The sequence below is a fragment of the Colwellia sp. MB3u-4 genome, assembly GCF_014077065.1.
GTDB lineage: Bacteria > Pseudomonadota > Gammaproteobacteria > Enterobacterales > Alteromonadaceae > Cognaticolwellia.
Genome location: NZ_JACGVE010000037.1, coordinates 12,961 through 33,641, shown reverse-complemented (window position 1 = coordinate 33,641; position 20,681 = coordinate 12,961). Strand labels below are relative to the sequence as shown.

Genomic DNA, 20,681 nt, shown 5'->3' with positions numbered 1-20,681 from the left:
CAAGTTCAGCAAAAACTATGAAAAATATAATAAATAGTGTTTACATCCCTTTTTAATTACACCATGACAAGCAGAAAAAAATCTAAGGCCAATAGTACTAATATGCTATATAAACCATTCCACTTTACCCCCATTTGAAAAGAAGAAATTCCAGTGATTTTAGCGCTAATACGTACCGAGGTAGTAGAAGGCGAGCTACCGGCAACCACGGCCCAAGTGACCATCATGACGAGTGCAATAGTGACTGGCATATTCTCAACACCAGGTAATTGAGCTAAAGCCCCAGCCATCAAAGTGACTGAAATCATCGGGCTGATAAATAACAGCGCGGCGATAAAAATGAGCCATGAAGCGGCAATTAATATTAGCGCAGCAGATAAATGTAAATGGGCTAATTGTTGCGCAAACCAGTCAAGGTCTAACACGGTTAATAACAAGCGACCAATCAGTACAGAACCAGCAAAAAATACGATTTCTGAACGCTGTAAGGCTAATCTAAAAAATATGTCTGTGCTAAAACGTTTTACCGTTAATCGCATGGCGTTTACTTTATTATTTGTTTTATGATACTGGCTAAATATCCAAGCTATGCTGACAAGCGGCGCACTGACTAACACCGCCGCAATAGGTCGCAGGGGCGAGGAAAATATCAGCAGCGCAGATATGATAGCCAAGGTGATAACAACAACAATAATAGGGTAACTGACCTTTAATGCGGATAAATCGTTAGAAATTGTCGGTACAAGATGACTAAGGTTTTTCGGTGCTTGAACATGATCGAGCCAAATGCCAAACAACAGTAGCGCTAGGGTGAGGTACAAACCATAAGGAATAATATCTATCCACTTTAGATCAGGAATGGTGGTGACTAACAGCGTAATAGTAATTGAAGTGGGCGCCCAAAGCGGTATGCTGCAAAATCCTCGCATAACCGCTAGCATCATACGGCGCTGCCTAACGCGATTGATGCGTGCGTCAACGGTATCTTTATTGTTATCTAAACTTCTTTGGATCATGGTGCCTAATAAATTAATAGCACCAACACTCATTAATATCCCCAAAACATGACTGGCAAAGGTTAGCAGCGCATAACGTCTAACGGGGTGTTGTTGTAATAGCACCAGACCGGTAAGGTTAACCGAATTCGAGCTTAAAGCCGCTTCTTTTAATAGGCCGAGGGCAATTAAGAAAAATGCAAAAAAAACCACACTGCTAGATAGGCTAGCTAGTTGATGAAATGATATCTGTGAGAAGAATAACAAGACCAGTGTTAACCCTATAGCAACCCATGCGATGATTTTTGTTGATAAATCTAACTGTCTCCATTCGATAGCCATAAATAATATCAACATGAATACAGCTAATAGGGCAGGTGGCTGGTAACCGGTCCATTCAGTTATTAAGGTGGCAAAAAAAATAATCACTAGGCAAAGGGGTGACAACCAAGCAAAGGCGTGAGTTATTTTGCCACTTTGCTCTAGATCAGAAATATTATTCATAGCTATGTTCTTTTACATAAGTGGTTGACATTAAAAGCAGTATTATAAAACTCATTGCTTTATAAAACTCGTGTTAGACAGTTCCATTTTACACTGTTGGCGACAAACCTTGTCTAAGCACCCATTAACGCTTGATAGGGATAGTTAATTTTACTTATTCTTGGCTTTATTTTGCTTAGTATTAAATCTTCAGGCAGTTACATTTAAAATAATACCACACAGTACCGCTTGGCGGAATTATATTTTACATGACTGAGGTTATCTAGCTTTATTAATATGATGAATTAAAACCGGTATTTAGCGGCGGATTTCTTGATTTTTCTTCAACTGAATACCTATGTGAATACCTATGATTTCATTATTTAATCAAGTACATTGGCGAGGGTTTTAAAATAACTTGCAAAATCAAGTTCCGCATTGCAGAATGTATGTACTGTTTTACTGCGTAATTAATTTTGTGGTAATAATGATTGAAAATTGTATTAGAGTGAGCGCTTAATGTCCAAACTAACAGAAGTAGAGTTACTTGCTGATTTAGAAAAAATAAACGACCAAGACAGATATCATTGTAAAACAACCTACGATATTTTTTGCCATGCAGCCGATGAATATGCTGCTGATATCGCCATAGTCGAGCATTTAACCGCTGATCGAGATGAAGTGGCTAATACGCTTACTTTTGCTACTTTAGCTAAAAAACTGAATCAAACAGCAAAGCTTTATCAATCATTTGGCGTTGAGCGTACAGACGTTATTTCTATTTTACTGCCTAATTTGGCTGAAACTCATCTAAGCATGTGGGCTGCCCAAGCGGTAGGTATTGCCAACCCGATTAATTACCTGTTGCAGGTTGATCACATTGTTGAAATATTGAACGAAGTGAAATCCAAAGTATTAGTCACTGTTTCGCTTGATCAAAGCACAGAATTAGGTAAAAAAGTGCATGAGATTATTGCCCGCGTACCATCACTTGAGCACATACTTGTTCTCGATAACCGCTATGGCCCGAGCAATAATAACCGCATCACCATCACTGATTTTAATCAGGCGATATCGACTCAATCAAGTGAAAGATTAACGAAAAACTCTCAACCCAAGGCTGATGATATTGCGATGTACTTTCATACCGGAGGCACAACCGGCCGCCCTAAAGTAGCGAAACTATCGCATTACAACATTAGTTTTGTCGTGCAAGTTTATGCCGGGTTTAATGCTTTTCAAGGTAAATCTGCGGTCTTGAATGCCTTACCCTTATTTCATGTTTTTGGTGTTATTGCGGCCAGTTTATCGATGTTTTTTGTTGGTCGTCAGGTAGTTATTATGACCCCAGAAGGATTTAGAAACCCTAATACGGTGAAGAACTGGTGGTTTTTTGTTCATAAATATCAAGTGTGTTGGTTTCCTACCGTACCCACCATCATTTCTGTTTTACTACAGCAAGCTGATGAAGACATTGATCTTAGCTGTTTTGAACATGCGGCTTGTGGCTCAGCGCCTTTACCTATTGAACTGAAATTATCTTTTCAGCGTCGCTTTAATTGTAATGTTACCAATGGTTATGGCATGACCGAATCTTCTTGTGTGGTCGCTAGAGTATTACCCGGCTACGATGTTGAAGGGGTTTCAGTGGGTAATGGCATACCTTATAGCCGAGTGATTGCTGCCCACGTTATTGATAATAAAATTAGCCGTGTTTGTGGCAGCAATGAACCCGGTATTATTCTGGTCAAAGGACCTAATATCTTTCAAGGCTATTTGAACGAAAGCGATAATGAAGGAGCATGGGTAGACGGTGAATGGTTTAATACCGGTGACTTAGGTTTAATTAATGACCTAGGACATATTCAGCTAACTGGCCGAGCAAAAGACTTGATTATCCGTGGCGGGCATAACATAGATCCCCAGATTATTGAAGATGCCTTAATGGCGCATGCCGGTGTTCTTCAAGCAGTGGCTATTGGTCAACCTGATGCACATGCAGGAGAGATACCGGTTGCCTACGTGGTGGTAAAAGATCCCCAGCAAACCACAGCCGCTGAATTATTGCACCATTGCCAAACACATATTAACGAAAGAGCGGCCATTCCAAAACGTATCGAAATACTCGACAGCTTTCCGCTAACAGCGGTGGGTAAAGTATTCAAACCTATATTACGTAATAAAGCGACCGAATTTAGCGTCAATGCCTTATTCAAAGCCAATAATATTACGGCTCACGTTAGCGCAGCATTTGATCCAGAAAAAGGTCAGGTCGTTCATGTTCAATTATCAAATACTCAAGACAAAGAGAAAGTGGCGACATTATTAATCGCCGTTCCTGTCTTGGTTGATTATAAAACAACTTTATAACTTAGGAAAAATTATGAAAGACGCGTATATATACGATGCCGCAAGAACAGCCTTTGGACGTCATGGCGGAATTTTATCTTCTGTTCGACCCGATGATATGCTTGCCCACCTTATAAAAACTCTAGTACAACGCAACGACTTTGATTTAAGCCTTTATGAAGATGTTATTGCTGGTAGTACTAATCAAGCAGGCGAAGACAGCCGAAATGTTGCGCGTTTTGCCGGGCTATTAGCGGGTTTACCGATTGAAACGGGTGGTATAACGGTGAACCGTTTGTGTGGTTCAAGTTTATCGGCCGCATTAGATGCCGCTCGCTGTGTAAAAGCCAATGAAGGCGACTTATTTGTCGCTTGTGGTGTTGAATCTATGAGTCGTGCACCTTTTGTTTTGGCAAAAGCAAGCTCAGCCTTTGCTCGTCAGCAAGAAATGTTTGATACCACCATGGGGGCTCGTTTTACTAATCCTGAGATTATTAAAGCCTATGGCGGCCATTCTATGCCAGAAACAGCCGACAACATTGCCAGCGATTTGAATATCAGCAGAGCAGACTGTGATGTATTTGCCGCTAGCTCTCAAGCTAAGTATGAAGCAGCGAAAGTGGCAGGATATTTTGATGATGAAATTATTGCCATTGAAGTGTCACAAGGGCGAAAGCTGCCACCACTTTCGGTAACCGCTGATGAACACCCACGTCCTGCTTCAACCGCAGAAGCCTTAGGTAAATTAAGACCATTATTTGATGGCGTAGTTACTGCAGGTAATGCTTCAGGCATTAACGATGGTGCTTCAGCGATGATTATTGGTAGCAAAGAAGTGGGTGAAAAAGCTGGTATTAAACCGCGTGGTAGAATTATAGCCGGCGCTATTGCCGGTGTACCACCGCGTGTTATGGGTTTAGGGCCAGTTCCCGCTTCCCAAAAAGCCTTAGCACGAGCGGGTTTAACGCTAGCGGATATGGACGTTTTAGAATTTAATGAAGCCTTTGCCGTACAAGCGCTAGGTTGCATGAAACAATTAGGTATCGCTTTTGATGACCCACGGGTTAATCAAAATGGCGGTGCTATTGCCATTGGCCATCCTTTAGGTGCTAGTGGTACGCGTATTATGATGACGGCATTACGCCAATTAGAAAAAACCGGTGGCCGTTATGCATTAGCCACCATGTGTATTGGTATCGGTCAAGGTATCGCTGTCGTTATTGAGCGTGTTTAACTTCTCAAAGTAAGGAATGAATTTATGTCAGTTGTTAGTTATCAATTAGAGGGTGACATCGGTGTTATTCGTCTAAATAACCCACCAGTGAACGCGCTTTCTCATGTATTACGTTTAGGTATTCAAGACGCGGTAGCACAAGCACAAAACGATGCTTCTTTAGCCTTAGTGTTAATTTGTCAAGGCCGTACGTTTATTGCTGGGGCAGACATCTCAGAATTTGGCAAAGCCCCTATGTTGCCATCATTACCTGGGCTGCTTGATATTATAGAAGCGTCGACAAAACCTATTATCGCCGCGATTCATGGCACGGCACTTGGCGGTGGTTTAGAAACGGCATTGGCTTGTCACTATCGTTGTGCTTTATCTAGCGCCAAGGTTGGCTTACCAGAAGTTAAATTAGGCTTGTTACCTGGCGCGGGTGGCACCCAAAGAGTACCTAGATTAGCCGGTGTGAAAGCGGCACTTGATTTAATCACCACGGGCACGCCCATTTCGGCAGCTAACGCGTTAAAGATTGGCTTAATTGATAAAGTGGTTGAAGGTGATTTACTTAGTGCCGCACTTGATTTTGCCCAAGACATTATTGCCCAAGGTGCGGTACTTAAAAGAGTCAGAGATATAGCGGTTGAAAATGAAGGTATTTCAGCTGATTTTTTTGCTGAATATCGAGCCCATTTAAATAAACGTTTTCGCCAACAAGAAGCACCACAACGTATTGTTGAATGTATTGAAGCCGCCTTGAGTCAACCTTTTGATGAAGGTCTTAAAGTTGAACGACGTCTGTTTGTCGAGTGCATGCAATCAACACAGTCGGCCGCTTTGCGTCATCTGTTTTTTGCTGAAAGAATGTCTTCAAAAATTAAAGGCCTACCCAAAGATACCCAGCTTAAAGATATTAAGCGCGTTGGTATTATTGGCGGCGGTACTATGGGTGGCGGTATTGCAATGAATTTTGTTAATGCCAATATTCCCGTGACCTTATTGGAAATTAACGACGAAGCATTGCAACGTGGTAAAGACATTATCGCTAAAAATTACGCGATGACGGTTAAAAAAGGTAAGTTAACCACTGAGCTCGCCGTTGAACGTCAAGCGCTGATCACAGGCACAACCGATTATAACGATCTCGCTGACATGGACTTGGTGATTGAAGCCGTTTTTGAAAATCTAGCGATCAAAAAACAAGTTTTCGCCAAGCTCGATAGCGTGTGTAAGCCCGGCGCTATTTTAGCCAGTAACACTTCTTATCAAGACGTTAATTTAATTGCCGAGTCTACTTCTCGTCCCCAAGATGTCATTGGTCTGCATTTCTTTAGCCCAGCTAATGTGATGAAATTACTTGAAATTGTACGTGGAGATAAAACCTCTGAGCAAGTACTAGCCACGTCGATGGCAATGGCTAAAAGCATTAAAAAAATCCCGGCATTATCACGTGTTTGTTATGGTTTTATTGGTAACCGTATGTTGCGCCAATATGCCCGTGAAGCACAACTGTGTTTGCTTGAAGGCTCAAGCCCCGAAGCGATAGACAGCGTTATGCAAAACTTTGGTATGGCAATGGGACCGCTAGCGGTAGGCGATTTAGCGGGCATAGACATTGGCTATAAAGCGCGTGAAGGCTTAACTGATGAAGAAAAAGGCGATGTTAGAAGCTATTGTATTGCTGATGCTTTATATGAAATGGGCCGTTTAGGTCAAAAAACCGGTGCGGGTTATTATCGTTATGACGCTGAGACGAGACAGCGTATAGCTGACCCCATAGTACTTGAAGTGATTGAAGCACAAGCCAAACAAAGGGGAGTTGAGCGTAAAGCGATAAGTGACGAAACTATATTAGCGCGTTTGACTTTTGCCTTGATCAACGAAGGCTTTAAAATACTGGAAGAAGGTATTGCCCAACGCCCAAGTGATATCGATGTAGTTTACGCATTCGGTTATGGATTTCCGGCTTTTCGAGGCGGTCCGATGTTTTATGCTGAAACCATAGGTTTAGAGAAAGTTTATCAAACCATTTGTCAGTTTGGTGCGACTTATGGTGAAGAGTTTTGGCAACCTGCGGCGTTATTAAAACAACTTGTTGCAGAAGGTAAAACCTTATCTGAGTGGTCCAATAGCTAAACAAGTTATAAGTTTTGTTAATCGACATTTGTTAATCGACATTTGTTAATCGACCTTTGTGATGAGCAGGGTTAAATTGCATTTAACTTGATGGACTAAAGTCCAACCTACAAAGGCCCAGATAAGATTTACGGGTGATCGCGTAGCGTTTAGCGATTGTTTTGTAGGTCGGACTTTAGTCCGTCAACCCTTTAGCCAGTGCTTAACGTGATGGGTTAACACAGATTTGAAACGGGTATTTTTGTTAATCGGCATTTGTGCCGAGCACGGTTAAATTGCATTTAATCTGATGGACTAAAGTCCAACCTACAAAGGCCCAGATAAGATTTACAGGTGATCGCGTAGCGTTTAGCGATTTTTTTGTAGGTCGGACTTTAGTCCGTCAACCGTTTAGCCAGTGCTTGACGCGATGAGTTAACACAGATTTGAAACGGGTATTTTTGTTAATCGGCATTTGTGCCGAGCATGGTTAAATTGCATTTAACTTGATGGACTAAAGTTCAACCTACAAAGGCCCAGATAAAATTTACGGGTGATCGCGTAGTGTTTAGCGATTGTTTTGTAGGACGGACTTTAGTCCGTCAACCGTTTAGCCAGTGCTTAACGTGATGGATTAACACAGATTTGCAACGGGTATTTTTGTCGCTCGGCATTTGTGCCAAGCAGAGTTAAATTGCATTTAACTTGATGGACTAAAGTCCAACCTACAAAAGCCTACATAAAATTTATGGGTGATCGCGTAGCGTTTAGCGATTGTTTTGTAGGTCGGACTTTAGTCCGTCAACCGTTTAGCCACTGGTTAACGTGATGGGCCAAATATAAATAGCTAAGTTAGTTTCACTTGAGACGACGACAATTAACGACAACAACGCTTTTACTTTATACGCCGTAAAAATGGCCAAATAGAGGGGATTCATTTTAATTATTTATGTTTTAATTACTTATGTTTTAATTATGAGATAAATAACCAAGCAGTGGCTTATTTTAATCAGGTGAAATGATCACAAGGTTAGTGAGATGGGTATTATGCCAGTTTTTAGCGCAGCTCATTTTTTTTATCACAACAAATATTTTTTAGGGGATCGACATGCCAATTCCAAAAACATTACAAAACAAACTATCTTTGCCTGTTATCAGCGCTCCTATGTTCATCGTCTCGGGACCAGAACTCGTTATCGCAGAGTGTAAAGCGGGCATTGTTGGCTCTTTTCCAGCGCTTAATGCCCGTCCACAATCATTGTTGGCTGAATGGCTCACCACCATTAAAACTGAGTTAGATAGCTATCAAGTTGCGAACCCTAACGCCATCGTTGCGCCTTATGCGGTTAATTTAATTGTGCACAAGAGTAATGACCGCTTAGAGGCCGATATAAATACCTGTATTGAATATAAAGTGCCGGTAATTATTACCAGCTTACGGGCATTAGATCCTACCTTAGTGCAGCGTATTCAAGCTTATGGCGGCATTATTTTTCACGATATTATTAATATTCGCCACGCCGAAAAAGCCATAGAAGCCGGTGTTGATGGCTTAGTGTTGGTGTGTGCTGGCGCAGGTGGCCATGCAGGTACTTTAAGCCCTTTTGCTTTAGTGAGTGAAATTAAACAAATTTTTGATGGCCCTATTGCCTTGTCAGGCGCTATTGCTAATGGCGCTTCTATATTATCAGCGCAAGCTTTAGGGGCAGATTTTGCTTATATTGGCACCTCTTTTATTGCCACTAAAGAAGCTAATGCCGATCAAGCATACAAAAAAATGTTAGTTGAGCATAGCGCGAAAGATATTGTTTATAGCTCGTTATTTACCGGTGTTCATGGCAATTATCTCAAACCCAGTATTACTAATGCCGGCTTAAACCCTGATGATTTAGAAGAAGGTGATAAAAACAAAATGAAGTTTGGCTCATCAGGGGGCAGTAAAACTAAGGCTTGGAAAGACATTTGGGGTGCAGGACAAGGCTTGGGCAGTATTACCGATATTGCGACTGTTGCTACTGTCGTGGAACGCTTTAAAACAGAATACGATGTGGCGCTATCGCGTTTAAATAGTCTACAAAAAAAATAGGTACTCTTCATATGAAAGATCAAGAACACATCTTAATTTATCAGGACAGTGGTGTTTTACACTTAGCGATTAATCGCCCCGAGAAAAAAAATGCCTTAAGCAGTGTAATGTATGCCGCTATGGCTAAAGCCCTGAAAGACAGTGTGACTGATGAAAGTATCAAAGTGGTACTGATACATGGCACACAAGAGGCTTTTTCAGCGGGTAATGATTTAAAAGACTTTAATAATCGTGATGCCAATGAACCCTCACCGGCCGCCACTTTATTGTATGAGCTGTATAACTATCCTAAGCCGATTGTCGGCGCAGTATCTGGTGTTGCCGTGGGTATAGGCGTAACTATGTTGCTGCATTTTGATTTGGTATACGCCTCAGAAACTTATTTTAAAATGCCATTTGTTGATTTAGGTGTTTGCCCTGAAGGTGGTTCAAGCCTGATTATTCCTCAGTTAGCTGGCCATCGTAAAGCCGCTGAGTTGTTAATGCTCGGCGAGGCTTTTAATACTGAAACGGCGATTAATATCGGCATAGTTAATCAACAATTAGACAAGTCTGAGGTATTTGATTTTGCCTTAAGTAAAGCCAAAGCCTTAGCGCTGAAACCGCAAAATGCTTTGCGTGCTAGCAAAAAACTTCTGAAAGCCTCTGGGCAAGCGATACTGCACGATGTGATTAAAAATGAGTTAGTGATCTTTGCACAGCTACTGCAAAGTGAAGAATCTATAGCCGCCAGAACAAAAAAATAAGAGTTTACAATGAAACCTTGGGCAAATAAAACCATGCCGGCATTCAATAACCATTTAGGTTTTGTGGTCGAAGAATGGCATAAAAATCATATTAAAATTAGTGCTGAGCTTAAGCCTGAACATCTTAACCGTTCAGGGATCCCCCACGGTGGCTTTATTTCGACCTTATTAGATGCCGCCACGGCACTATCGGGCGCCCATAGTGACGATCCGCTTGATTATAAAAAAGCATTAACTTTATCTTTAAACATAAATTATTTGGGACAAGCGCAGTCCAACAGCCTTTATGCGATTGGCAAAGTGACCGCGTCGGGTCGAAATATCTATTATGGCTCGGCCGAGGTATTCGACTCTTTTGACAATATCATTGCTTCAGGGCAAGGCGTATTTCGTTATCGAAAAGCGTGAGTTAATTTTCACCCAATGATGCCGTTAAACGGGGTTGGGCATTAGTCAGAGCCCCAGCAGATAAAAAGACCAGCAAAGAAGTGGAGAATTTTTTGAACGAACAATTACAACATTATCCTCACCAAATAAAACATCCGGTTAGATGGGGTGATATTGATATGTTAGGCCATGTTAATAACACCAATTATTTTCGTTACTGTGAAGAAGGACGGGTTAATTTTTTTACTGACAGTCAAATTAGAGCCGCACTTGGCGAAGACAAACTCGGCTTTGTTGTGGCTTATATCGATTGTAAGTTCAAGTTTCCAGTAACTTATCCTGATAACCTTATTGTTGCGACCAAAGTTGAGCAAATAAGCAAGGATAGGTTTACTTTAAGTCAAATTATTTATAGTGAAAACCATCAAAAGGTTGCCGCTAAAAGTGAAAGCATTATTGTTTCTTTTAGCCATGAACTGCAAAGTAAGATTAACCTTCCTAGCACGGCATTAACCTTGTTAGAAAAAGAGTTAGCCCGTGGTGGTGCATCAATTTAAGGCGAAGTTTTACAAAACTGTTGCTAGGTTATGCTGTCGATTTCTTAAAGGGTTAGAAAGAAAATTAGCATGTTAGCTAAATTTTTTTGTAGGTCGGACTTCAGTCCGTCAACTGTCAAACGGGCAATTAATGCAATGGATTAAATATGAATAGCCAAGTTAATTTTATCTAAGACGATGACAATTAACTACAGCAGAACCAAATTAAAAAACAATAACAACAAAAATTATTTCAGATAACTCATCGAGGAGCAGTAAATTTCATGAAAGTATTAGTCCCCATCAAACGTGTCATCGACTACAACGTCAAAGTGCGTGTTAAACCAGATAACTCAAACGTTGATTTAGCCAACGTTAAGATGGCCCTTAACCCGTTTTGTGAAATTGCGGTAGAAGAAGCTGTTCGTCTTAAAGAAGCGGGCACAGCCACTGAAGTTATTGCGGTTTCTATTGGTCAGAAAAGTTGTCAAGAACAACTGCGTACCGCACTGGCTTTAGGCGCTGATCGTGCGATTCATATCGATACTGAGCTAACGCTCGACGCGTTACATATTGCCAAGTTATTACAAAAAATTGTTGAAGAAGAACAGCCTCAATTAGTTATCTTAGGTAAGCAGTCTATCGACAGCGATAACAACCAAACTGGCCAAATGCTGGGCGCACTAACCGGTTTTGCCCAAGGTACTTTCGCCTCCCAAGTTAAGGTTGAAGGCGACAAAATTAAGGTCACACGTGAAGTCGACAGCGGCTTGCAAACTGTGGCGCTAAACTTACCCGCTATTGTCACTACGGACTTACGTTTAAACGAACCCCGTTACGCCTCTTTACCTAATATTATGAAAGCTAAACGTAAGCCATTAGTGGTGAAGTTGGCGAGTGATTTTGGTATTGATTTAACCCCACGTACTCAGTTATTAAAGGTTTCTCCTCCCAAAGAGCGGCAAGCCGGCATTATGGTTGAATCCATTGATGCATTAGTTGAAAAGTTAAGAAATGAAGCCAAGGTGATCTCATGAGTATTTTAGTTTACGCAGAACACGACAACAGCGCGTTAAAAGCTGATACCTTAAAAGCGGTAGCGGCGGCTCAACAAATAGGCGGAGACATCACTATTTTAGTTGCTGGGCATCACTGTCAAAGTGTTGCAGAACAAGCGGCAAAAGTTAATGGTGTTACTAAGGTACTGGTGGCTGATAATGTCGCATACGAGCATCAACTGGCAGAAAATATCAGTTTATTAGTGACTGAATTAGCGGCTGATTACAGTGTCGTTATGGCAACGGCATTAACCACAGGCAAAAACTTTATGCCTCGCGTTGCCGCTTTATTAGATGTGGCTCAAATTTCAGATATTGTGGCGGTTGAAAGTGCGGACACCTTTGTGCGTCCTATCTATGCCGGCAATGCTATTGCAACCGTAAAAAGTTTAGATGCTAAAAAAGTGATCACTGTGCGTTCAACCGGGTTTGATGCGGTTGCCACTGATGGCGCTGCAGAAATTATCTTATTAGATAAGGTTAAAGACGCCGGTATTTCAAGCCATGTCAGTGACGAGTTAACGGTTTCAGCACGTCCTGATTTAGGTGCCGCCAGGGTGATTATTTCCGGTGGTCGTGGCATGCAAAATGGTGAAAACTTTAGGTTATTAGATGGCATTGCTGACAAGTTAGGTGCTGGCATTGGCGCATCACGCGCGGCTGTCGACGCGGGCTTTGTGTCTAATGACATGCAAGTAGGGCAAACGGGTAAAATTGTCGCGCCAGATTTATACATAGCGGTCGGTATTTCGGGAGCTATTCAACATCTTGCTGGTATGAAAGACTCAAAAGTTATTGTCGCGATTAACAAAGACCCAGAAGCGCCTATTTTCCAAGTGGCTGACTACGGTCTGGTAGCGGATCTATTTGAAGCCTTACCCGAATTAGAGAGTGCTTTGTAAGTACTGATAACTCAGTGGTGAGCTCAGTGGTGAGTTTTATGTTGAGCTTAATGCTAATGCCATAAATTAAAAGCCAAGCAGGTTAGATGACGCTTGGCTTTCATTTGCTTTAGCAAAAATAGGTTAGATTTACTTTCGCTGGTATATTAGTTGGCATACTTGTCAGCTAATATCTTCTGCGTCAAAACTATCATCACCATCACAATCAACAACAATCACATCAACAAAGCCATCAAAAATCATCTGCTATAACTTGACATTTTTCGTCAATATATGTCTGAACATCGATAATAAATTCATTATTTTGGGTACAAGCTTGCTATCATATTTGCCCATCAATGTGCCTAACTTTATACAAAAAATCAGCTTATTTATTTGTTTTCTTCTTATAAAACGTGAATTTGTTAAGCGTTGAAATCTACCTTAGTGTTGATTTCGTTTGTTGGTTTGCAGTGTTTACATCTCAATAACAAATCAAATAAGGCGATATGTGACAGTATATGGTTAATGCTATTAAGCTAACTTGCTGCTATTAGTCTATAAATTTATTCTTAAAGCTATCTATCATCTTTATTTTTAGAGCAAAAAATGAGATTATAGCGCCATTATTTGAAAAGTATTGACAGTTACAATAAGTCACTACGTCTAGTGTGATTAACAACTGAGTAGCTCAAAATGAATACATTAACTGGTATGCCAAGAGAAATAAATGGGGAAGTAGATCGTAAGTTTGTCGAGGCGCTTGCCAGAGGGTTAGATATATTACGGGCATTTAACCCCGGAGACGGATTTCTTGGTAACCAGGAAATTGCTCAACGAACCGGATTACCCAAATCAAGTATATCTCGCTTAACCTATACCTTGACCAGCCTAGGCTACCTAACTTATTCAAAGCGCTTAGAAAAATACCAGCTTGGCGCTGGTGTGTTGGCATTGGGTTATGCCTTTGTTTCTAATCTTGGCATTCGCCAAGTGGCGAACCCCCAGATGAAAGAGCTGTCAATTGAAACAGGTACATCAATAGGCCTCGCAGACCGCGACCGACTAGACATGATTTATGTTGATCATTGCGCGCCAAAAGATATTGTTACCTTTAAAAAAGATATTGGCGATAAAATACCTATGGCCACTACGGCGGCAGGGCGAGCTTATTTAGTGGCATTATCAGAAGAAGAGCGTGACTTCTTTTTACGACATTTCAAAGAAAAGCTTGGTGATAAGTTTGACGCGGTTAAAGTGGGTATTGATCAAGCGTTGGAAAGCTATAAAGAATTTGGTTATTGCCATTCTTGGGGCGATTGGGAGCGAGATACCAATGCTATTGCAGTACCGTTAAAACTTACTCAAGGTCAAATCTACGTATTCAATGCGGGTGGCCCGGCGTTTAGATTGTCGAAAGAATTCTTGGCGGGCGAAGTTGCGCCGCAATTAAAAAGCATGGTGCGTAATATTGAAGCCACGTTAATTCAATTTTAAGATTATATCTTAGTTTAATCCTTTGACATGACTGAGTATTTCACATGATTGAGTGCTAAAAAGCCTTTGTTTACTGCAAAGGCTTTTTGCTATGTGTTAGGTACTTAGGTATTTAGGTATTTAGGTCAATGAAATACTAGGTCAATGAAATACCATCTTGATAGCAATACAATATCGATAGCAAAGTCATGGGTAAAAACAGCCGCATAAAAAATAATTAAAGCAAAGTGCTAAGCGTTTACTTGGCTCGGCTTCACTTTAGCTTTAAGTAAACTATTAATCGCCTTTATTTGAGCTTTGGAAAAAATGAATACGGAGAATAACTGATGCCTCGCTTGCCACTTTTAATTATTGCCTTGTTCTTTCTTATCGGCGGTATCGCCCATTTTATTTCTGCTGACTTTTTTATAATGGCGATGCCAGATTATTTGCCTTATCACAAAGAACTTGTTCTCATCAGTGGTGTATTTGAAGTTTTGGGTGCGATAGGCCTTTTGGTGCCTAAAACTCGTTTGTTAGCGGGTTATGGGTTAATTGCCTTAATTGTTACTGTTTATCCGGCTAATATAAATATGGCTTTGCAGCCAGAAAAATATCACGATATTTCAGTGTTCTTTTTATATCTTCGCCTACCCATGCAATTATTATTTATTTGGTTTGTATGGTGGGCAATTGCACCAGAAAGGATTCTGCACAAAGATGAAAATAGATAACAAGGCCGAGCAGTTCACGTATATTTAGCTATTACTTGGCTGGAAATCTGTCTTTGTCGGTGCTGTTATATGCCTAAGAACACCCCTGTCAGTTATCGCTAATAGACCTAACCCGCGATATTATCTGGTGATATTGCCTCTGTGTGAACACCCGTTGAAAAGGGTTATGCTGAAATGGTAAATATAATCTGATGTACCTATTTTTCAATATTTTAATATTTGAACAGCGAACATAAGCTAGTAACCTAGTATGTTCGCTTTCGTCTTTAATCTATTGGCCAAAGTGCGAATAATAATTGTTACATCATAAGATTAGGCAAGAGCAACGACAGGATAGGGAAGGCGATAATTGCCACCAGTACCAAGATGTCCATCACCAAAAATCTTGTCACGCCCATAAAAATGTCATATACCGCGACCGAAGGTTTAGTGACACTGGCGATAACAAAAACGTTTAATCCTACCGGCGGGGTGATCAAGCTTATTTCAAGCAACTTTATTATCACTACGCCAAACCAAATTAAGTCTAAGCCATAACCTTCTACCATAGGGATTAAAAAAGGTAAGGTAAGTACCATAATACCTAGCGGGTCAAGAAACATGCCTAGGAGAAAATATACCCCTGCGATCATGACCAGCAATAGCCATAAAGATACATCGGCAGCCTCGATAAGGCCGACCAGTGCAGGTGCCATACCGGTTAGCGCAACAAAGCCGACAAATATTTTTGCACCAGCGGCGATAAAGAAGATAGACGTGGTTTGCGTACAGGTTTCTTTAATTGATTGCATAAACTGCTGCCAATTAAGGCGTTTTTGCAATGACCCTATGATAATCACCGAAAATGCGCTGATCGCTGCGGCTTCGGTCGCGGTGAATAAACCACCATAAATACCGCCAATGATAATGGTAAAAAGTAACACAGCGGGCCAACATCTTATGGCGGCTTTGCGGCGGTCTCCCTTTATCAGTAGGGTGGTATCGGCGGGCGCATCACTGGGATTACGCTTTACCCAGATGTAGATCACCACTAAAAAACCGACTAGTGATATTAGACCTGGGATGACACCGGCCAAGAACAGGCGGCTGACAGACATTTCGGTAAAAATACCGTAAACAATAAATAGCACACTGGGCGGGATCAGCGAACCTAGCGTGCCGCCAACAGCGACGGTAGAAGTTGCTAGGCGCTTATCATAACCCATACGTAACATTTCTGGCACGCAGATTTTACCCATAGCCGACGCGCAAGCTATGCTGGAGCCGGTAATGGCGGAGAAGCCACCACAGCCAAAAATAGAGGCCATAGCCACACCGCCAGGTAAGCGTTTTAGCCAAACGCGTGCAGCATGATATATATCAGTAGTGATACCGGTATGGAAGGCGATATGACCTAACAGCACGAATAGCGGTATCATACTCAGATCATAAGAATGCACCAAGTCAAACGCATTGGATGAAATCATGGTCAGTGTCGGTGCTACAGCTGATTCAATATCAAAACCACCAGAGCGCATGGCAAAAAATAAAAAGATAAATACCGATGATACACCAGCCAAACTGAAGGCGATTGGCACACGGAACATAAGTAAAAGCAAGGTACAGGCAAACCCGACTAGCCCAAGCATCAATGGATCCACAGATTAACCCTCTTCAGTTGTATTGTATGCAGCGTCAGAGCGCTGCACAAGATGTTCAGTATTACCAGAAATAGCGGCTCGAAAATCAGCAATAAAAATCACTAATAAACGGATAATAAAGAGTGCAGCTCCAACGAAAAAGGCCAATCTCCCCGGCCATTCAGGTAGGTCTAACTCGCTAAAAAAATAGGCACCACTGCTGGCCGCATGAAAAAAACCCTTCCAAGCGGCGAAGGCAAGTGGCATTAATATTAATAAACTGATGAAAGAGCCAATGGCAAGCAACCATAATTTGCTGTGTTTACCCAAGCGTTTAAATAAGAACTCTATAGTAATGTGACTATAATCTGCGGTGACATAAGCTAATGGTAGAAAAACAGCACCTACCATGAGTTCTCGAACGATAACAACATCATCAGTAACGCCCCAGCCAAAAAGGTTACGCGTCACTACCGTTAGAGTGATCATGAGTCCGAGAGTGACAATACATACCCCAGCGACAATCAATGCTCCCTGTTCCATTTTTTTCAACATAATAATAAACTCTATGTAATACCCATCTCACTATGTTGTGACCCTTTATACCAGTTAAAATAAAGGCCTTATATTTGGCCATTTTTATTGTGTATAAAGTTCATCAGCTCATTAATGAAACAGATGTAATTAAATTAACGTGTCCAAGGGTAGCCTTTTAGATCGCGTTCTTGGCTGTATTTAGTGAGCAGTGCTTTATAGTTTTCAACCATGGCCTTGCCATCAAGGTCACTTTTATTGGCTTCATTTTCCCATTTACTAATGTGAGATTGGCTGGCTAAATATAATTTCGCAGAGTCTTCAGGAGGGAGACTAATAATTTCCAATTTGTGGCCATTAATCCCTTGGGTTAATAATTGCTCTGCTCTATTGTCAGCTTTTACTACATTTTGACCAATATGGTTGATAAAATCAGCGCCGACTTCATCTAACACTTTTCTCTGAGAGGGACTCAATTTGGTTAGTGACTTTTTATTAATATACATGCCCAATCCGGTATAAATCCCCCAATTGAGTTTGGTTAAACTGTCTGCCGCTTCATGTTGCTTTAGGGCGATGGTGGCGTTCATATAACCTTGACTACAATCGAGTAAACCGTTACCTAGTCCTTGATAAGCCTTATAAATGCTCATGCTAACCAAGTTTGCGCCTAAGTCGCCAAATATTTTCCCGAAGGTACCTACGCCACGTATTTTTTTATTTCTTATATCATCTATTGAACGAACAGCGTCGCCTTTGCATAAGATAATAACGCTAGAAAGCATGTACGAAGTGACGAAGGCTAAATTTTGCTCAGCCAAACTGTGTATCACTTCAGGCGATTGCATGTGGTCATAGTTCGCTTTTAGTCCTACCCAGGGATCTAAATTTTCAAAGGGCAAGTTAGTCAGTGAAGCAGAAACCATTTCTTTAGGAAAGTAATCTGGGATAATGGTGCCCATATCTACCACGCCAGCAGCAATAGATTCTCGTGAGGCATTTGATTTAAATAAGGCGCCGCCCCACATAATATCAATTTTTAAATCACCACCAGAGCGCTTGTCAACTTCCTGTGCAAACCATTTAGTGGCACCTGCACGGGCGCCTCGGTTTGGCCCAGGTTCACCATAAGTGAGCACAGTTGCTGCAACCGCAGGAATTGCACTCAAAGCAGCGGCTGTGAATGTGGCTACTTTGAAAAATTTGCTAATCTTATTCATTGTGATGACTCTTCAAAATAATATCCAGTGTTTCGCTTGGCGGAACTTGCGGGCCGCTAAAGTTCATTACTGTACAATAACAAACAAGGTGCTGCAAGCATAAAAAAGCGCTTTAGAAATTAAATTTTCTGTCTTACCTGTGGGGTGTTATCAAGTTTTTTTGCAGTTTGGATAACGAACAATTCGGTAACTGTACTAGAGATATTTTAACGCGGTTTTTTATAGCCTTGCTTGATAAACGCCATAATCCAAGGGGTATTAATAGACATCTCGGGTAATTTTTCCAGATATAAAAATGAGCTTCACTGGTGCTAAAAAAGTTGACTATCGACACAAAAGGGCTGGTTTTTGTTATTAAAATCATCCTAACTAATATTGATTTATAGGCTAAAGCGAACGTTAGCTTTTGTTTATTTAAGGTTAGAATTTCCAACAATAGCGCCATAAATTACTCATCTTTAGCCGCTAAAATCCACTTTCTGTCGTTTATACCGTCGTTTATAGATTATTGACAAGGGCTAGCGTCAATATACCTCTTCAGCGTAATTCAACTGTGTCTAGCCATACCAAGCCACAAGATCATCTAAAGTCAGGTCTTATTTTTTGTGACCTTGTTTTAATCATCAGGTCACATATTTTAAACTCACTACAGTCTAAGTCTGGTGCATAGATGTGTTACCGTGTTTGTCCTTATAATATTCAACTAGTAACTCATCACAAGTAGGGAACCACTGAATGGAAGAAATTATTGGAACAAACATAAATGTTTCGCAGTTAATAGACCAAGGTATATCGCTGGTGATCACTTACGCACCTAAATTTGTGCTTGCTATTATTACATTAGTTGTGGGTCTATGGCTGATCAACCGCTTTGTCGGGGTTCTAGACAAAAAGATTGGCGCTAAAGACCCAACACTGAATAAGTTTCTGTGTGGACTAACCAGTGCCGTTATGAAAGTTATGCTACTTATTTCAGTCGCCTCGATGATCGGTATTGCAACGACCTCGTTTATTGCGGTGATCGGTGCTGCTGGTCTGGCGATAGGACTTGCGTTACAGGGAAGCCTAGCCAATTTTGCTGGCGGTGTGCTGATCCTGATTTTTAAACCTTTCAAAGTGGGCGATACCATCGAAGCTCAAGGTTTTCATGGTGCTGTCACCGAAATCCAGATCCTCTATACTGTGGTGGATACTTTCGACAACCGGCGTATTGTCATTCCAAATGGCAGTTTATCTAACGCCACCTTGGTAAATGTCAGTATTTACAAAAATCGTCGCTGCGACATGACCTTTGGCATCCACTACGACGACGACATCGACAAAGCGAAGGCCATTCTCCAACGGCTATTTGAGGAGGACGAACGCTCTCTGAAAGATCCTGAGCCAAGAATCTGTGTTGGCAGCCTTGGCGATAACTCAGTCAATCTGATGTTCCGACCTTGGGTTGCTACCGATGACCTGTGGCCATACTACTGGGACATGCATGAAAAAGTGAAAAAAGCCTTCGATAAGGAAGGTATTACTATTCCGTACCCCCAACGAGACATCCATATGTATAAGTCTTAGCGATTACTGAAGCTATTCCATTAGTCGAGTTTTCACAGGCGCCACTAAACTGACATTTAGTGGCGCTGGCACCAAGTGCTGTTAATGCAAGCCATTGCAGCCAACAAGGGGGCGTTGGCAATCACTTATTGCAATATTACTTTAATCACCACAACACTTAGCTTTCATTAATAATGAGGGTGTTTTATTCGCCGTTGAGCAATGTATTCTCCAGCGCTGCTGTACCTTAGTCAACTAAGTGTATTTTTATTTTTCGATGTTTTTGTTTAAATGCGGTCAATATTTTTGGCAAGTAGTAATAGCCCATCATGGCTGGAACGCCAAAACGAATGGTGTCCCGTTCGAGATTTTTTAACTCTTCTAATTCAACTTGTTTTATTTGGCTTAATAGTTGAGTAGACAATTTATATAGCACTTCACCTTCAGCGGTTAATAAAGCGTTTTTTCCGCACGGTTAATTAACTTTAGCCCAACTTCTAATTCTAGCTTTTGAATGGCGATAGTTAATGCTGCTTACTGTGCCAAATAATGGTTTATGATCTTCAAGTGGTTTGGCTATAGATATTGCCGCGAAAAATAAAACACTATATTGGCAGTATCAATCAGTTATTGTTAAAGAAAGTACTAAAGCACTTGGTATCAAGCATCTACTCTGCTAGCTTTAAAGATGTCAAAAA

The 20,681-nt window shown here is 41.1% G+C and carries 16 protein-coding genes and 1 pseudogene; 12 read left to right on the top strand and 5 right to left on the bottom strand.

Going from position 1 to position 20,681, the window contains the following annotated elements:
• Nucleotides 1–56 precede the first annotated feature (56 nt).
• Entirely contained in the window at nucleotides 57–1,499 is a 1,443-nt protein-coding gene (locus H4J61_RS00560; protein ID WP_182182733.1) for a hypothetical protein, read from the bottom strand.
• Nucleotides 1,500–1,997: 498 nt separating this feature from the next.
• On the opposite strand from H4J61_RS00560, the gene H4J61_RS00555 reads away from it, so the two are divergent.
• The 11 genes from H4J61_RS00555 (at nucleotide 1,998) to H4J61_RS00505 (ending at nucleotide 15,065) form a co-directional block, all read left to right on the top strand.
• The gene (locus H4J61_RS00555; protein ID WP_182182731.1) at nucleotides 1,998–3,848 is read left to right on the top strand and encodes an acyl-CoA synthetase; all 1,851 of its coding nucleotides are present in this window, start codon (nucleotides 1,998–2,000) and stop codon (nucleotides 3,846–3,848) included.
• 13 nt (nucleotides 3,849–3,861) lie between these two features.
• The gene (locus H4J61_RS00550) at nucleotides 3,862–5,061 is read left to right on the top strand and encodes a 3-oxoadipyl-CoA thiolase (RefSeq protein ID WP_182182729.1); all 1,200 of its coding nucleotides are present in this window, start codon (nucleotides 3,862–3,864) and stop codon (nucleotides 5,059–5,061) included.
• A 24-nt stretch (nucleotides 5,062–5,085) separates the two neighbouring features.
• Nucleotides 5,086–7,182, top strand: a complete 2,097-nt coding sequence (locus tag H4J61_RS00545) for a 3-hydroxyacyl-CoA dehydrogenase NAD-binding domain-containing protein (protein ID WP_182182727.1) — start codon at nucleotides 5,086–5,088, stop codon at nucleotides 7,180–7,182.
• Nucleotides 7,183–8,269: 1,087 nt separating this feature from the next.
• Nucleotides 8,270–9,247 (top strand): nitronate monooxygenase family protein, encoded by a 978-nt coding sequence (locus H4J61_RS00540; protein WP_182182725.1) that lies wholly within the window; start codon nucleotides 8,270–8,272, stop codon nucleotides 9,245–9,247.
• An 11-nt stretch (nucleotides 9,248–9,258) separates the two neighbouring features.
• The gene (locus H4J61_RS00535; protein ID WP_182182723.1) at nucleotides 9,259–9,993 is read left to right on the top strand and encodes an enoyl-CoA hydratase-related protein; all 735 of its coding nucleotides are present in this window, start codon (nucleotides 9,259–9,261) and stop codon (nucleotides 9,991–9,993) included.
• Nucleotides 9,994–10,002: 9 nt separating this feature from the next.
• Nucleotides 10,003–10,401 carry a PaaI family thioesterase gene (locus H4J61_RS00530; RefSeq protein ID WP_182182721.1) on the top strand — a complete coding sequence of 133 codons (399 nt, stop codon included), beginning with the start codon at nucleotides 10,003–10,005 and terminating at the stop codon, nucleotides 10,399–10,401.
• A 92-nt stretch (nucleotides 10,402–10,493) separates the two neighbouring features.
• Nucleotides 10,494–10,937 (top strand): acyl-CoA thioesterase, encoded by a 444-nt coding sequence (locus H4J61_RS00525; protein ID WP_182182719.1) that lies wholly within the window; start codon nucleotides 10,494–10,496, stop codon nucleotides 10,935–10,937.
• Between the two features lie 263 nt (nucleotides 10,938–11,200).
• Nucleotides 11,201–11,953: an electron transfer flavoprotein subunit beta/FixA family protein gene (locus tag H4J61_RS00520; protein WP_182182716.1), complete on the top strand. Its 753-nt coding sequence runs from the start codon at nucleotides 11,201–11,203 to the stop codon at nucleotides 11,951–11,953.
• Entirely contained in the window at nucleotides 11,950–12,876 is a 927-nt protein-coding gene (locus H4J61_RS00515) for an electron transfer flavoprotein subunit alpha/FixB family protein (protein ID WP_182182714.1), read from the top strand. The genes H4J61_RS00520 and H4J61_RS00515 overlap by 4 nt, the downstream gene beginning before the upstream one ends.
• Nucleotides 12,877–13,551: 675 nt before the next feature.
• Nucleotides 13,552–14,352, top strand: coding sequence for an IclR family transcriptional regulator (locus H4J61_RS00510; protein ID WP_182135407.1), 801 nt, complete (start codon nucleotides 13,552–13,554; stop codon nucleotides 14,350–14,352).
• A gap of 326 nt (nucleotides 14,353–14,678) precedes the next feature.
• Complete coding sequence (locus tag H4J61_RS00505; protein WP_182182712.1) at nucleotides 14,679–15,065, top strand: DoxX family protein; 387 nt, start codon at nucleotides 14,679–14,681, stop codon at nucleotides 15,063–15,065.
• 299 nt (nucleotides 15,066–15,364) lie between these two features.
• Here H4J61_RS00505 and H4J61_RS00500 read toward each other — a convergent pair whose 3' ends face one another.
• From H4J61_RS00500 to H4J61_RS00490, 3 genes are all read right to left on the bottom strand, one after another.
• Entirely contained in the window at nucleotides 15,365–16,705 is a 1,341-nt protein-coding gene (locus tag H4J61_RS00500) for a TRAP transporter large permease (protein WP_182182710.1), read from the bottom strand.
• Nucleotides 16,706–16,708: 3 nt separating this feature from the next.
• Nucleotides 16,709–17,239 carry a TRAP transporter small permease gene (locus tag H4J61_RS00495; protein ID WP_182182707.1) on the bottom strand — a complete coding sequence of 177 codons (531 nt, stop codon included), beginning with the start codon at nucleotides 17,237–17,239 and terminating at the stop codon, nucleotides 16,709–16,711.
• Nucleotides 17,240–17,373: 134 nt separating this feature from the next.
• Nucleotides 17,374–18,438, bottom strand: a complete 1,065-nt coding sequence (locus tag H4J61_RS00490; protein WP_259363036.1) for a C4-dicarboxylate TRAP transporter substrate-binding protein — start codon at nucleotides 18,436–18,438, stop codon at nucleotides 17,374–17,376.
• A gap of 735 nt (nucleotides 18,439–19,173) precedes the next feature.
• Between H4J61_RS00490 and H4J61_RS00485 the strand changes: the two genes are divergently transcribed.
• The gene (locus H4J61_RS00485; protein ID WP_182182705.1) at nucleotides 19,174–20,004 is read left to right on the top strand and encodes a mechanosensitive ion channel family protein; all 831 of its coding nucleotides are present in this window, start codon (nucleotides 19,174–19,176) and stop codon (nucleotides 20,002–20,004) included.
• A gap of 229 nt (nucleotides 20,005–20,233) precedes the next feature.
• On the opposite strand, the pseudogene H4J61_RS18110 reads toward H4J61_RS00485, so the two are convergent.
• Nucleotides 20,234–20,514: pseudogene (locus tag H4J61_RS18110) on the bottom strand (LysR family transcriptional regulator); the annotation flags it as partial.
• Nucleotides 20,515–20,681 lie beyond the last annotated feature (167 nt).

Coding starts and splice junctions, on each gene's coding strand:
- H4J61_RS00540 (WP_182182725.1), top strand. CDS start 8,270: ATGCCAATTCCAAAAACATTACAAAACAAACTATCTTTGCCTGTTATC.
- H4J61_RS00545 (WP_182182727.1), top strand. CDS start 5,086: ATGTCAGTTGTTAGTTATCAATTAGAGGGTGACATCGGTGTTATTCGT.
- H4J61_RS00510 (WP_182135407.1), top strand. CDS start 13,552: ATGAATACATTAACTGGTATGCCAAGAGAAATAAATGGGGAAGTAGAT.
- H4J61_RS00535 (WP_182182723.1), top strand. CDS start 9,259: ATGAAAGATCAAGAACACATCTTAATTTATCAGGACAGTGGTGTTTTA.
- H4J61_RS00550 (WP_182182729.1), top strand. CDS start 3,862: ATGAAAGACGCGTATATATACGATGCCGCAAGAACAGCCTTTGGACGT.
- H4J61_RS00495 (WP_182182707.1), bottom strand. CDS start 17,239: ATGTTGAAAAAAATGGAACAGGGAGCATTGATTGTCGCTGGGGTATGT.
- H4J61_RS00560 (WP_182182733.1), bottom strand. CDS start 1,499: ATGAATAATATTTCTGATCTAGAGCAAAGTGGCAAAATAACTCACGCC.
- H4J61_RS00485 (WP_182182705.1), top strand. CDS start 19,174: ATGGAAGAAATTATTGGAACAAACATAAATGTTTCGCAGTTAATAGAC.
- H4J61_RS00515 (WP_182182714.1), top strand. CDS start 11,950: ATGAGTATTTTAGTTTACGCAGAACACGACAACAGCGCGTTAAAAGCT.
- H4J61_RS00555 (WP_182182731.1), top strand. CDS start 1,998: ATGTCCAAACTAACAGAAGTAGAGTTACTTGCTGATTTAGAAAAAATA.
- H4J61_RS00490 (WP_259363036.1), bottom strand. CDS start 18,438: ATGAATAAGATTAGCAAATTTTTCAAAGTAGCCACATTCACAGCCGCT.
- H4J61_RS00505 (WP_182182712.1), top strand. CDS start 14,679: ATGCCTCGCTTGCCACTTTTAATTATTGCCTTGTTCTTTCTTATCGGC.
- H4J61_RS00520 (WP_182182716.1), top strand. CDS start 11,201: ATGAAAGTATTAGTCCCCATCAAACGTGTCATCGACTACAACGTCAAA.
- H4J61_RS00530 (WP_182182721.1), top strand. CDS start 10,003: ATGAAACCTTGGGCAAATAAAACCATGCCGGCATTCAATAACCATTTA.